This window comes from Aeromonas sp. FDAARGOS 1406 (genome assembly GCF_019048565.1).
Taxonomy (GTDB): domain Bacteria; phylum Pseudomonadota; class Gammaproteobacteria; order Enterobacterales; family Aeromonadaceae; genus Aeromonas; species Aeromonas caviae.
The window spans coordinates 267,176-279,939 of the sequence record NZ_CP077378.1; the positions used below are offsets into that span (position 1 = coordinate 267,176).

Genomic DNA, 12,764 nt, shown 5'->3' on the forward strand with positions numbered 1-12,764 from the left:
GACGCGGTTACCTTAGGGGCTGGTGGCATCAGGGGCAAGTACCGTTTGCGGCCCTTGATAGCGGCCAGCGCCACGCCTTGACGGGGGGCGCGAAGATCACCAGGTTGCCAATGAGGCTCACCACCACGCCGACGATGGAGACCGTCTGCCAGACAAAGCCTTCATAGAAGGTGGAGAGGGTGAGGGCCACCAGGGGGAAGAGCACGGTGGCGTAGGCCGCCTTGCTGGCACCGATGCGTCCCACCAGGGTGAGGTAGGCGGTGAAGGCGATGACGGAGCCGAAGATGGCCAGATAGACCATGGCGGCGAGGTAGCGCGGGTCGGTGGGCAGGGTGAGTGACTGACCGAGTACCGTGACCCAGCCCAGCAGCAGCGCCACGCCGTAGACCATGCCCCAGGGTACCATCTGCAATACGTGATAGCCCTGGCGCTGTCCCCGGGCGGAGACCAGGTTGCCCAGGGAGAAGCAGAGGGTGCCGGCGCAGGCAAAGAGCAAGCCCTTCCAGCCGTTTGCACCCAGTTGTGCATCCGCCAGCACCGGCCAGAAGAGCAGCAGGGTGCCAAGCAGCCCCAGCAACGATCCTTGCAGCCAGCGCAGGCCCGGTCGTTTACCCTCGAACAGCCAGAGATTGAGGCCGTTGAAGATGCTGGCGCTGGCGAAAATCACCGCCGACAGGCCGCTCGGGATATAGAGGGTGGCGTGGTAGAAACAGAGGAAGTTGGTGGAAAAGAGCAACGCGCCGAGCAGGGCAGCATAACGCTGGCCCGCCCAGGGCAGGCGCGGAAACTTGCCGCTCACCGTGAGCAGGGCGAACAGGGCCAGGGCCGCCAGGGCGAAACGATAGAGCACCGAGACCTCGATGGGGATGGGGCCGAGCTGCCAGGCGATGGCAATCCAGGTGCTGCCCCAGATGAGGACGGTGGAAACATAGAGCATCAGATTCATGGTGTGATCCCATCAAGAGAAGATGATGTGATCAGCATGAACCGTGAGGCGGGGTGCCGGCTTGCACCATCTTGCGGTTTTTTCAACGGAGGCGCAGCCTTTGACCATGAGGCGCGATAAGATGGCGACAGGAAAGGGGCGGCAAGTGCCAGAGAGGGACGCAAGCGTGCAGCATGCCATGCAGCAGACAAGACAGGCAGGGGTCTTTGATGCCCTGGTGAGCACCGGTGCCAGGCTGGAGGACTCCTGCTGGCTGGAGCCCGGACTCGGGGTGGCGAGCTGGTGCAACCGCTACGATCAGACCCGCTACCACAAGCCGGGCAACCACACCATCAGCGTCTACCTGCAGGGGGGCGAGCAGACCGAGCGGCTGGACGGCCCCGGTGGCCATGGCGGTGCCGGCAAGGTGTGCATCATGCCGGATCACCACAGGTCCGAGTGGCTGGTGCGCGAGGAGTTTCGCTTCTTCCACCTCTACTTCACCCCCGCCCACTTCACCCGTATCGCCGAGCAGGCGTGTGACAAGGAGGGGCGTCATCTGCAACTGGAAGACAAGACCTTCATCGACGATCCCCAGGCGGCGGCCCTGGTGCAGGGGCAATTGATGAAGCTGGACTGGCAGCACGGCATCGATCGCATGGCGCTCTCCCATGGTGCCTGGATGCTGATGCTGCACGCCTATCGCCATCACACCCGCGAGGCCCCGGCGCTGCCGGAAGTGCGCGGCGGCCTGGCCCCGGCCGTGGTGCGCCGGGTGCAGGAGTATCTGCAGGCTCACCTGGCCGAGCCGGTCACCCTGGGAGAGCTCGCCCGGGAGGCGGGTCTGAGCGAATACCACTTCGCCCGTATGTTCGGGCAGAGCCTGGGCTGTCCGCCCCACCGCTACCTGCTCGGGCTGCGGCTCAAGCGGGCCAAGCAGTTGCTGGCGGGAAGCGAGCCTCTGGCCAGCATCGCCGCCCAGTGCGGCTTCTCCTCCCAGGCCCATTTTGGTAACCGTTTTCGGGAGGCGTTCGGCCTGAGCCCGGGCCAGTGGCGAGCCCAGTTGTCATTCTCCTGTCACAGATAACCCTGAGACTCTGGGCAAAAGAGGTGTACCCTCTGTCTCTTGTCCATTGAAAGGAATGCCCATTGAATCATCGCAAACGTCAGACTCGTACTCGCCATCTCTGGTTCAACCACTGGAATGCCCCCCTCTATCGCGCCACCCAGCCGACGCCGCCCGAACCGCTCGTTCCTCACAGTTCCCGCTGAAAACGCCGTAACCCGATAGGATTTTTCCGGCAACTTTGCCACTATTGCGCCATCAGGATGGACTGGATATGGCCGCATGTTTCTGGAACGCATTGAAGTCAAAGGTTTTCGCGGAATAAATCGCCTCTCCCTCGGGCTGGACAACACCACTGTGCTCATCGGCGAAAACGCCTGGGGCAAATCCAGCCTGCTGCGGGCCCTCTGGTGCCTGCTGGGGGATGCCGAGCCCTATCAATTTGGTCAGGATGATTTTCACCGGCCCGAAGATCCCGAGCTCGAACCCTCGCGCACGCTGCAACTGGTGCTCACCTTCAGCGAGTATCGTCCCCAGATGTGCCAGCACTCCCGCCGTCTGGCCCGCCTCGGGGCGGCCTGGATCCCCCACAAGGACAAGTTCCACCGGGTGCATTATCGTGCCAGTGCCGAGTTGCAGGACGATGGCAGCGTGCTCACCACCCACGACTTTCTCGACGGCATCGGCAAGAGCCTGACCATCGACAACAACGAGGCGCTGGTGCGTCTGCTCATCACCATGAATCCGGTGTTCAGGCTGCGGGATGCCCGTACCGCCAGGGATGGTATCGAGCGGCTGCCCTGGGGGGATCTGTGCGAGCAGCGGCTGGACGAGCTGGCCGGCAAGCTCACCGATGAGCCCCAGCGCATCGGCGAGCCAGAACTCAAGGAGGCGCTGCAGGCGGTGCAGCAGTTGATGGAGCACTACTTCAGCGCCCTGGCGCCCATCAAGCACAAGCCTCGCAGCCAGCGGGATATCGTCAATCGCCCCATGACCCTGCGCAATCCCGGCAACCTGCAGGTGCTGCTGCGCAATGCGGACAACCGGGCGCTGCAACTGGCCATGGCGGGCATGGCGGCCATGCTGCTCCACGCCCGGGGCAACCGGGAGCTGGAGGAGGGGGCCAGACCCATACTGATGCTGGAAGACCCCGAGAGTCGCCTGCATCCCACCATGCTGGCCCTGGCCTGGGGTCTGCTGGAGCAGTTGCCCGGCCAGAAGCTGCTCACCACCAACTCGGGGGACCTGCTCTCCTCCTTGCCCCTCAATCAGGTGCGCCGTCTGGTGCGCCGCCAGCAGGACATCCTCTGCCATCAGTTGGGAGGGGAGCGCTACAGCAGCGACGATCTGCGCAAGATTGCCTTCCATGTGCGCATCAACAGGCCCATGTCGATGTTTGCCCGCTGCTGGCTGCTGGTGGAAGGGGAGACCGAGATCTGGCTGCTCTCGGAGCTGGCCCAGATCTGCGGCTACAGCCTGCGGGCGGAGGGGGTGCGCATCATCGAGTTCGCCCAGTGCGGCCAGGCCCCCCTCATCAAGGTGGCCCGGGACTTTGGCATAGAGTGGCACCTGCTCACCGACGGTGACGAGGCGGGCGCCAAGTATGCAAGCTCCGCCCGCTCCCTGCTCAAGGGGGAGCGCGAGCGGGATCGGCTGACCCAGTTGCCGGCGGCAGACATAGAGCACTACCTCTACCAGAACGGGTTCGAGGGGGTGTTCCGGCGTGAGGCGGGGGTCGGGGGGCGCTCCACCCTCAACGCCGGGCGCATCATCGCCAAGGCGATCCACCATCGCAGCAAGCCAGGCATGGCCCTGGCGGTGGTGGAGGAGGCGGAGCGCCTCGGCAGCGAGCACATTCCCCCTGTGCTCAAGCAGATGTTTGCCCGGGTGGTTGCCCTTGCCCGGGGACAAAGCTGACCGGCGACGTTGGGAAGACGGAGGGAGTTTGGATATACTCCCTGCCTCTTGTCCTTCCTTACCCTGTGATGGGTGCACCCGCACCCGGACTGCTGCCGGAGACCCTATGTTCGTCCAACTTCCTTTTTGGCTCTTTCCCCTGACCGGTCTGATGGCCCTGGGGGCCCTGATCGCTGTGGGGCTCGTCCTGTGGCGCGGGGATCTCTGCCCGGGCCAGCGCTCGCGGATCACTACCCAGCTCTTCTCGGTCTGGGTGATCACCGGGCTCTCCCTGATGCTGGCGGTGGAGGCCAAGGTTGCGGGCTGGCTCATCTGGAGCGGGGGGGCCGCCCTGGTGCTCGGTATCGTGCTCTCCCTGGTCCAGTCTCGCCTGGAGGGCAAGCGCGCCATCCCCGCCACCCTGCTATGGTTGCCCGCCATGCCGCTCGCCCTCTACGGGCTGGGTCTGATGCAGATCCAGGGCTGGCTCGGCGGCCTGCTGCAGATGGTGCTGCTGGGGTCGGCCTTTGCCCACCTGATGCTGCTACGTGCCCGCCACCGCCTGCAAGCCTTCAATCTGCTGCTGCCCCTGGCGGGGCTGGTCTCCGCCATCCTGAGTCTTATCTGGCTGGCGGTGCTGGTGGGTTGGCAGGGGAGCAGCGCAGGGCTCGACCCGCTGATCCCCGGGGTAGTGACCCAGGCCGGCCTGCTGGTCGCAGCCCTGCTGCTCTGGTTCAGCCCCATCTACCGTCAGCAGGAGACGGCCCCCGTGGTGGTCTCCGTGACCCTGTGCGGCCTCATCATCGCCCAGATTGCGGCGACCAGCGTGTTGCACCAGCTGGCCTGATCCCGGCGCATCCTCCCGCCCGCACCTTGTTGTGCGGGCTTTTTTTATGGCAAAGAGGGGCAAGTCGGGGGGAGCGCGGGGAGGGGCCTGAGGGGCGAGAGATCGCTAGCTGCCTGAAAAAACTGCGATTTGTTGCAAAAGAGCGCAGTATGTGACGGTTTAATCCCCGAATAAACTTTTTTTAGGATATTTACTTGCAATCTCAGCGTTGGCGCCTATTATGGGCGACCTCGGACGCGGGGTGGAGCAGCTCGGTAGCTCGTCGGGCTCATAACCCGAAGGTCGTCGGTTCAAATCCGGCCCCCGCAACCAACTATTTGTATCCATGGCAAGCGCATAGCGCTGCGGTGGAGTCGAAGACAGCAAGAAGCAACTGCTCTGCTTTTTGTGGTGGCAATACAATTCGGACGCGGGGTGGAGCAGCTCGGTAGCTCGTCGGGCTCATAACCCGAAGGTCGTCGGTTCAAATCCGGCCCCCGCAACCAACCATTTGTGTTCATGGCAAGCGCTAGCGCCTGCGGTGGAGACGAAGACAGCAAGAAGCAACTGCTCTGCTTTTTGTGGTGGCAATACAATTCGGACGCGGGGTGGAGCAGCTCGGTAGCTCGTCGGGCTCATAACCCGAAGGTCGTCGGTTCAAATCCGGCCCCCGCAACCAACCATTTGTGTCCATGGCAAGCGCATAGCGCAGCGGTGGAGACGAAGACAGCAAGAAGCAACTGCTCTGCTTTTTGTGGTGGCAATACAATTCGGACGCGGGGTGGAGCAGCTCGGTAGCTCGTCGGGCTCATAACCCGAAGGTCGTCGGTTCAAATCCGGCCCCCGCAACCAACCATTTGTATCCATGGCAAGCGCATAGCGCAGCGGTGGAGACGAAGACAGCAAGAAGCAACTGCTCTGCTTTTTGTGGTGGCAATACAATTCGGACGCGGGGTGGAGCAGCTCGGTAGCTCGTCGGGCTCATAACCCGAAGGTCGTCGGTTCAAATCCGGCCCCCGCAACCAACTATTTGTGTCCATGGCAAGCGTATGGCGCTGCGGTGGAGACGAAGACAGCAAGAAGCAACTGCTCTGCTTTTTGTGGTGGCAATACAATTCGGACGCGGGGTGGAGCAGCTCGGTAGCTCGTCGGGCTCATAACCCGAAGGTCGTCGGTTCAAATCCGGCCCCCGCAACCAACTTCTGACTGATTTTCTTCTGCATTACCTCTCTGATTACCTCCAGCATCTGTTGCTTGCACACAATAATGTGTGTTTTTCCGATCCCTCTCGCCATTTGTTCGGTATCATCCTGCTTTCTGTTCATGGATGAGGCCGCACCCTGTGATGACCCCTTTTAGCTATTCTTCTCCCCAAATCACGATGCAGAACACCTCCCTCGCCGAAGTAATGGCAGGGTCGGCTGCCGTCAAACTCCTGCTCATTGCCGACTCAGCGCGCGATACCCTGCTGGCGACGCCTCCCTTTGCCGCCGTGGCAACCCAGATAGCCCTGGGTCAGAAGGCCCCCTATTCCCTTGACGACAGTCAGGGGCTGCAACGGGTGATCTTCATGGATGCTCGCCCGGTCCTGGATCATCGGCTCTACAAGCAGGTGCGCAGCTGGGTGGGCTCGCTGGCGGGCCTCAAGGCGACGCACCTGGCGCTCCATCTGGAGGGCTTTGACGATGAGCATCGCGCGCAACTGGCAAGGGTGGTCCTCGCCTGCCTGCTCGCCGCCGATGTGACCCTGCCGACCCAGAAACGAAGTGAGGCGACAAGACCGGGTTATCAGCAGTTGCAACTTTCCCCCCCTTGCGAGCTGGACATGGCCCGCCTGAGCGCAGAAACCGAAGGCAATGGTCTGGCTCGCCACCTGGCGGTGCTGCCAGCGTCCGAGCTCAATGCCCGTCATTACCGGGCCTATGCCCGGGAGCTGGCGCAGCAGGAGGGGTGGCAGTGGCAGGAGTTTGATGAGACGACCCTGGCACAGAAGGGGGCTGGCGCCTTCCTGGCGGTGGCCCGTGGTTCGGCGGACGGTCAGGCCGCCATCGTCAGGCTCAGTTACTGTCCGGCCAACCCGGTGCGCCGCGTCGCGCTGGTGGGCAAGGGGATCTGCCACGACTCCGGTGGCTACAACCTGAAAGTCGGTGGCAGCATGTATGGCATGCACCTGGACATGGGGGGCAGCGCGGTGGCCCTTGGCACACTGCTGGCCATCAGCCGGGCGAAACTCCCCATTGAGGTGCACTGCTGGCTCGCCATCGCTGAGAACCACATCGGCCCGCAGGCCTTCCGGCCCGGTGAGGTGGTGACTGCGCTGAACGGCACCACCATCGAAGTGGTGGACACCGATGCCGAGGGTCGCATGGTGCTGGCGGATGCCCTGACCCTGGCGGCCGGGGACAAACCCGACTTGCTGATCGACTACGCCACCCTGACCGGCGCCTGCAAACGGGCGCTCGGCAGCCGTTACAGCGGCGCCTTCACCAACCGCCCCGAGTGGCTCACCACGCTGATAGCGCTGGGACAGCAGAGCGGGGAGCGAGTCTGGCCCTTCCCCCTGGACGAGGATTACGATGACAACCTCGATAGCGAGTGGGCCGATCTGTTACAGTGCGCGCCGGGCGCCTCCCCGGATCACATCGATGCCGCCCGTTTTCTCACGCGCTTCGTGCCCGCCGAGCTTCCCTGGTTGCACCTCGACCTGAGTGGTTTTCGCAACAAGGGGGGCAATGGCGTGGTGGGCAGCGAGGTAACCGGCTTTGGTGTCAGGCTGACCCTGACCCTGCTCGACAGCCCTCTGGGGATGGGTGCGCCCGACGCATGACAACGTGGCCAAGCACAATCAATAAGGACAAGCGTGAAACAAGCAAGTTATGACTGGGTGCTGTTCGATCTGGACGAAACCCTGCTCGATTTTCCGGTCGCCAGGGCGCTGGAGCGGACCCTGCAGATCTACGGCGTGGCGCCGACTCCCCCCAAGATGGCGGAGTACCATGCCCTCAACCAGCGGCTCTGGCAGCAGTACAACTCAGGGGAGATTGACGCCACCCACCTGCAGCAGACCCGTTTTTCGCTCTTTGCCGAGCAGGTCAACGTGGCGCCCATGGCGATGAACGAGACCTTCCTGCAGCAGATCATCGCCCTGAGCGTGCCGCTGGAGGGGGTGGAGGAGACCCTGCAGGCCCTGAAGAGCAAGGTCAGAATGGGGATCATCACCAACGGCTTCAGCCTGCCCCAGCGCGGGCGCCTCGACAAACTGGGCTGGAACAGCTGGTTTGAGCCTCTCGTTATCTCTGACGAGGTGCAGGTGACCAAGCCGGCGGCGGCCATCTTCCAGCATGCCCTGGCGCAGATGGGTCAGCCGAGCCCGGCGCGGGTGTTGATGGTGGGGGACAATCCCAAGACCGACATCGCCGGTGCCGCCGCCCAGGGGCTTGCCACCTGCTGGTACAACCCGGGACGGGAGACAGGTCCGTGCGAGGCGACCCACGAAATCCACCACTTCGCCCATCTCTGCGCGATCGTGCTGGGAGAGTAGGTCCCCTATGCCCGCAAGGGTGTAAAAAAACAAGGCAGCCCATGGGCTGCCTTGTTTGCATCCGGCGTCTGCTAGCGGCCGAGGCGGGCGAGCAGCCAGGCCTCCAGCAAGGCCACTCCGGGGGCCAGCACGGCTTCGTCGAAGTCGAACTCCGGATGATGGTGGGGGGCCGCGAGGTTGGCTCCCAGGATGAGATAGGCGGCCTCGCCGCCGTGCTGCTGTACCCGCTCGATGAGGAAACCGGCATCCTCGCTGGCCCCGAAGCGGCGGGTGTGGATGGTATCAAGGGAATTCCCCTGTGCGAGAGGCACGATTTCCTCGATGAGGGCTGGGCTGTTCTCGATGCCGATCGCTTCCCCCTGTTTGCGAATGTGGTAGGTCGCGCCCTGCATCAGGGCCGCCCCCTCCACAATCTGCTGCACCTGATTGAACATGTAGTCGTTGAGGGCCGGCGTCGCGCCACGGGTCTCCCCCATCAGGCGGGCATGGCCCGGGATGACGTTGCGTCCACTGCCGCCGTTGAGCTGCCCCACGTTGATGCGGGTCATGCCGTCCCGATGGCGGGGAATGCCGAGCATGGCGGTGGTGGCCATGCAGGCCGCTGCCAGGGCATTGTGGCCCGCGTTGGGCTCGAGCCCCGCATGGGCGGCTTGCCCCATGAACTCCACGTCGAATTTGGTTGAACAGAGAAACTCGGTGGGGTTGACCACCAGCTCACCGCTGCTCGCGTGAATGCCGATGTGCAGTGCCAGCAGAGCGTCCACGTCGTCGAGCTGCCCCCCTGCCGCGAGCGCCTTGCCGCCTCGGCAGCCCTCTTCAGCCGGCTGGAAGAAGAGCTTGATGCGGCCAGTGAGGCGATCGGCGAGGGCCGCGATCCGCTCGGCCAGCACCAGCCCGATGGCGGTGTGACCGTCGTGGGCACAGGCGTGCATCCAGCCCGGGTTGGCGGAGTGCCAGCCTCCCTGGCCGGGCAGGTGTGACGCCTCCTGGCTCTCTTCGACCTCCACCGCATCGATATCGAAGCGAAACGCCAGGGTGGGGCCGGGGCGCCCGCTCTCCCAGAGTCCCATCACGCCGGTGAGTGCGTCGATCCGCGTCAGCCACTCCGGATGCGCCCCCTGGTGCAGGGCGCGGGCCTTCTGGGCCTCGACGTCTATTTCCCGTCCCATGATGAGGGTGCTGGCGAGCAGTTGATCCCCCAGCATGATGGAGAAACCGAGTTCACTGAGGTGTTGGGCGATGAGGGTGGTGGTGCGAAATTCACACCAGGCGGCTTCGGGGTGACGATGAAGGTCGCGGCGCCAGTGGCGCAAGGCATCCTGAGTCATGGTGGTTCCTGCGTGGCAAATCCAGCGGCTATTGTGACGGGCAGGGGGGCAAGAGTAAATCCCGCAGGGGGAGATGCGACAAGGGGAACCCGGGCTCCCCTTGAAAGATGGCATGGATGTCGACGAGGTCGTTTTGTATGCGCAGATCGCACTCAATGATGGCTTGGCATCATCCTTTGCCAGAGCACGTCAAAAACCCATATTGCAGTCTGTTTTTTGAACCACCCCTCTGGTGCAGAGGTGGCAGATGGCTGATTGACCGACTTAGAGCTGTGCCAGCGACGGCATGGAGACGGCAACCAGAGTGAAAAACACGGTGAAAACGGCGGTAACTACGAACTCTTTCATGATTTTATCTCCCTTGGTTGGCTCATGATGCAACCAAGATACCACAACAGAACGATAAAACAACGAAAAATGTAATTATGGGGCAAAAATGGTTTAGTGGTGAAATATGGCCGCATTTTCCCAAGTTTAAGGGCGTTTTTTGTCCTGAGAAGGGTTTTATGGTGATGCCAGTGAAAGTGGATGCATGTAAAGTCTTTAAATACATTGAGTTACGTTGTTCTTGTGACTCTTTTCTTTGTGGTTCCGATTGGGGTCTTTGTGGTGATCTCCATTTTTCGGCATCAAAATGGCCTGCGGGATGTGCCAATTGATGTCGTCATAGGGAAGTTGGTGGCCGATAGCCAGGTTTTGTCATCCCATGTCATGTTTTCTCACGACGCGTGTCCCAATCCCAGTCTGCAAGGCTGTTGCCAGCCAGGGTTATCCGATGAAGGCTCAATTTTCTGCTCATCCCAAACAGGATGGGAGCAAAAAGAGTACGGAAAAACGACAAAACGGCCGTCAAAGGAGCATGGAAGGAAAGGGGGAAGGCGGGAAAATAGGGGTTCGATCTTCATGGGGCCTTGGGTGGCCGGAAGCCCCGTTTTTCGCTGTTTTCTTGGGGGGACGAGCCACTGGGCCCGCGCGCAGGGGAAGCGGGCGATATCGTCGGCCACCCGGGTTGCTATATGGTGCCAGTGTGATGGGATGAAGGACGGGGGAGGCCTGGCGCAGGGCCGTGGCACTGCGGCACCGAGGCCTTTATCCAGACCCGTCGCGAACAAGGTGAGCAAGCAGAAAAGCGGGGGAAAGAAGTAAAGGAGAAGGTCGTGGGGTCAGAGGCTCAGGGCCGCCGGGCTAGGGGTAAGACATGGCGATAGTGGCCAGTGGATAGTCGGGCCCCCGCAGGGGGAGTAGGGGGTGAGGAGCCCGCATAAAAAAACCCTCCAGAGGAGGGTTTTTTGTCAGACCACAGCCCTTAGAACAGGGTGGTGGAGAGATCGTACAGCTCCTGGTTGAACGGGCGCTTCAGGTTCTCGATGCAGTCGATGATGTCGTGGTGCACCATCTCGTTGCCCTGAATGCCGACGCAGCGGCCACCCTGGCCTGCCAGCAGTTGCTCGACGGCGAAGGCACCCATGCGGCTGGACATGATACGGTCACGGGCAGTAGGAGAACCGCCACGCTGGATGTGACCCAGGATGGTGGCGCGGGTTTCGCGGCCGGTCATGGCCTCGATGTCTTTCGCCAGGGCGTTGACGTCGGTGACGTGCTCGCAGATGGTGATGATGGCGTGCTTCTTGCCCTTGGCTTCCCCTTCCTTGATCTGTTGCAGCAGCTTCTCCTTGTCGAAGGCCACTTCCGGCACGATCACGTATTCGGCACCACCGGCAACGGCGGCAGACATGGCCAGATCGCCGCAGTGGCGGCCCATGATCTCGACCACGGAGATGCGGTGGTGGGAGCTGCAGGTGTCGCGCAGGCGGTCGATGGCGTCCACGACCACGTTCAGGGCGGTGTCAAAGCCGATGGTGAAGTCGGTACCGGCGATGTCGTTGTCGATGGTGCCCGGCAGGCCGATGCAGGGGAAGCCCTCTTCGGTCAGCTTCTTGGCACCCATGTAGGAGCCGTCACCGCCGATGACCACCAGGGCGTCGATGCCGTGTTTCTTCAGGTTTTCGACCGCTTCGGCACGGACTTTCGGATCCTTGAAGGCGGGGAAACGGGCGGAGCCGAGGAATGTACCGCCACGGTTCACGACGTCTGAGACGCTGTGACGCTCGAGCTTGACGATACGGTCCTGGTGCAGACCGAGGTAGCCATCATAGATGCCGTAAACTTCCAGGCCATGATGCAGACCGGCGCGCACCACGGCGCGGATGGCTGCGTTCATACCCGGTGCGTCACCACCACTGGTCAAAACACCAATACGTTTGATTTGTTTGGTCATGAGTGCCTCTGGATCTGAGTTGTCGAAAATCAAGATTCTGAATAATACGGCTGGCCGCTTTTACTATATCGGCTTTCCTATGGCGAGAGGGTCCATAGGAAAGCGATATGCAAAGAGGGGCGGGGCCCCTCTTTGCTTGGCGCTTACTTGGCGGCGCCAGCGATGATCTGGGAGAAGTCGTCCACTTTCAGGGACGCGCCACCCACCAGGCCACCGTCGATGTCCGGCTGGCCGAACAGGTCGGCAGCGGTGGCGCCAGTCACGGAGCCGCCGTACAGGATCTGTACCTTGGCAGCCACGGCTGCATCAAAACCGGCCAGGTATTGACGGATGTGAGCATGCACGGATTGTGCGATCTCCGGGGTGGCGGTCTTGCCAGTGCCGATGGCCCATACCGGCTCGTAAGCGATGACGGCGTTCTCGAAGGAGGCGATGCCGCAGCGATCGATCACGGCCTTGAGCTGGGTCTCGACCACTTGGTTGGTGGTACCGGCTTCGAACTGGGCCAGGGTTTCACCGATGCACAGCACGGGGATCAGGCCGCCCTTTTGGATGGCTTCGTACTTGGCAGCCACCACATCGTCGGTCTCTGCGTGCAGGGTACGACGCTCGCTGTGACCGACCAGGGAGTAGGTGCAGCCGAAGGCTTTGAGCATGGAGGGGGCGTTTTCGCCGGTGAAGGCGCCGGACTCGTGAACGTCGGCGTTCTGGGCACCGTAGGCGATCTTGCTGCCGGCGGTCAGCTGTTCAACCAGACCCAAAAAGATAACCGGCGGGCAGACGGCCACTTGCACGGAAGGATGAGCGGCAGCGGCCGGGGTCAGTCCTTTGATCAGGGCTTCTACAGAAGCCTTGGTGCCGTTCAGTTTCCAGTTACCCATTACCAGGTGCTGTCTCATCTTCT

10 protein-coding genes and 6 tRNA genes are annotated in these 12,764 nt (G+C 62.3%); 12 read left to right on the top strand and 4 right to left on the bottom strand.

Annotation, left to right across the window (positions count from 1 at the left end; genetic code table 11):
* Positions 1-28: 28 nt before the first annotated feature.
* Entirely contained in the window at positions 29-946 is a 918-nt protein-coding gene (locus I6L36_RS01240; RefSeq protein WP_041215090.1) for a DMT family transporter, read from the bottom strand.
* A 178-nt stretch (positions 947-1,124) separates the two neighbouring features.
* On the opposite strand from I6L36_RS01240, the gene I6L36_RS01245 reads away from it, so the two are divergent.
* The 12 genes from I6L36_RS01245 (at position 1,125) to yjjG (ending at position 8,254) form a co-directional block, all read left to right on the top strand.
* On the top strand, positions 1,125-2,012 hold the full coding sequence (locus I6L36_RS01245) for a helix-turn-helix domain-containing protein (RefSeq protein ID WP_042016580.1): 888 nt from the start codon (positions 1,125-1,127) through the stop codon (positions 2,010-2,012).
* Positions 2,013-2,074: 62 nt separating this feature from the next.
* A complete protein-coding gene (locus tag I6L36_RS22115) occupies positions 2,075-2,197 on the top strand; it encodes a hypothetical protein (RefSeq protein ID WP_256094327.1) in 123 nt (40 codons plus the stop codon).
* Positions 2,198-2,273: 76 nt separating this feature from the next.
* On the top strand, positions 2,274-3,908 hold the full coding sequence (locus I6L36_RS01250; protein ID WP_010674859.1) for an ATP-dependent endonuclease: 1,635 nt from the start codon (positions 2,274-2,276) through the stop codon (positions 3,906-3,908).
* A 106-nt stretch (positions 3,909-4,014) separates the two neighbouring features.
* Positions 4,015-4,734 carry a hypothetical protein gene (locus tag I6L36_RS01255; RefSeq protein ID WP_010674858.1) on the top strand — a complete coding sequence of 240 codons (720 nt, stop codon included), beginning with the start codon at positions 4,015-4,017 and terminating at the stop codon, positions 4,732-4,734.
* A 235-nt stretch (positions 4,735-4,969) separates the two neighbouring features.
* A tRNA-Met gene (locus I6L36_RS01260) sits at positions 4,970-5,046 on the top strand.
* Between the two features lie 96 nt (positions 5,047-5,142).
* A tRNA-Met gene (locus I6L36_RS01265) sits at positions 5,143-5,219 on the top strand.
* A 96-nt stretch (positions 5,220-5,315) separates the two neighbouring features.
* A tRNA-Met gene (locus tag I6L36_RS01270) sits at positions 5,316-5,392 on the top strand.
* Between the two features lie 96 nt (positions 5,393-5,488).
* Positions 5,489-5,565, top strand: a tRNA-Met gene (locus tag I6L36_RS01275).
* Positions 5,566-5,661: 96 nt separating this feature from the next.
* Positions 5,662-5,738, top strand: a tRNA-Met gene (locus I6L36_RS01280).
* Positions 5,739-5,834: 96 nt separating this feature from the next.
* A tRNA-Met gene (locus I6L36_RS01285) sits at positions 5,835-5,911 on the top strand.
* 144 nt (positions 5,912-6,055) lie between these two features.
* Positions 6,056-7,540: a leucyl aminopeptidase family protein gene (locus tag I6L36_RS01290; protein ID WP_160837398.1), complete on the top strand. Its 1,485-nt coding sequence runs from the start codon at positions 6,056-6,058 to the stop codon at positions 7,538-7,540.
* A 33-nt stretch (positions 7,541-7,573) separates the two neighbouring features.
* Positions 7,574-8,254, top strand: a complete 681-nt coding sequence (gene yjjG, locus I6L36_RS01295; RefSeq protein ID WP_010674855.1) for a pyrimidine 5'-nucleotidase — start codon at positions 7,574-7,576, stop codon at positions 8,252-8,254.
* A 71-nt stretch (positions 8,255-8,325) separates the two neighbouring features.
* On the opposite strand, the gene I6L36_RS01300 is transcribed toward yjjG, so the two are convergent.
* The 3 genes from I6L36_RS01300 to tpiA all read right to left on the bottom strand — a co-directional run bounded on the left by I6L36_RS01300 (position 8,326) and on the right by tpiA (position 12,759).
* Positions 8,326-9,582: an amidohydrolase gene (locus I6L36_RS01300; protein WP_114523022.1), complete on the bottom strand. Its 1,257-nt coding sequence runs from the start codon at positions 9,580-9,582 to the stop codon at positions 8,326-8,328.
* A gap of 1,306 nt (positions 9,583-10,888) precedes the next feature.
* The gene (gene pfkA / locus I6L36_RS01305; RefSeq protein WP_010674852.1) at positions 10,889-11,860 is read right to left on the bottom strand and encodes a 6-phosphofructokinase; all 972 of its coding nucleotides are present in this window, start codon (positions 11,858-11,860) and stop codon (positions 10,889-10,891) included.
* Between the two features lie 143 nt (positions 11,861-12,003).
* The gene (gene tpiA, locus I6L36_RS01310; RefSeq protein WP_029314576.1) at positions 12,004-12,759 is read right to left on the bottom strand and encodes a triose-phosphate isomerase; all 756 of its coding nucleotides are present in this window, start codon (positions 12,757-12,759) and stop codon (positions 12,004-12,006) included.
* Positions 12,760-12,764 lie beyond the last annotated feature (5 nt).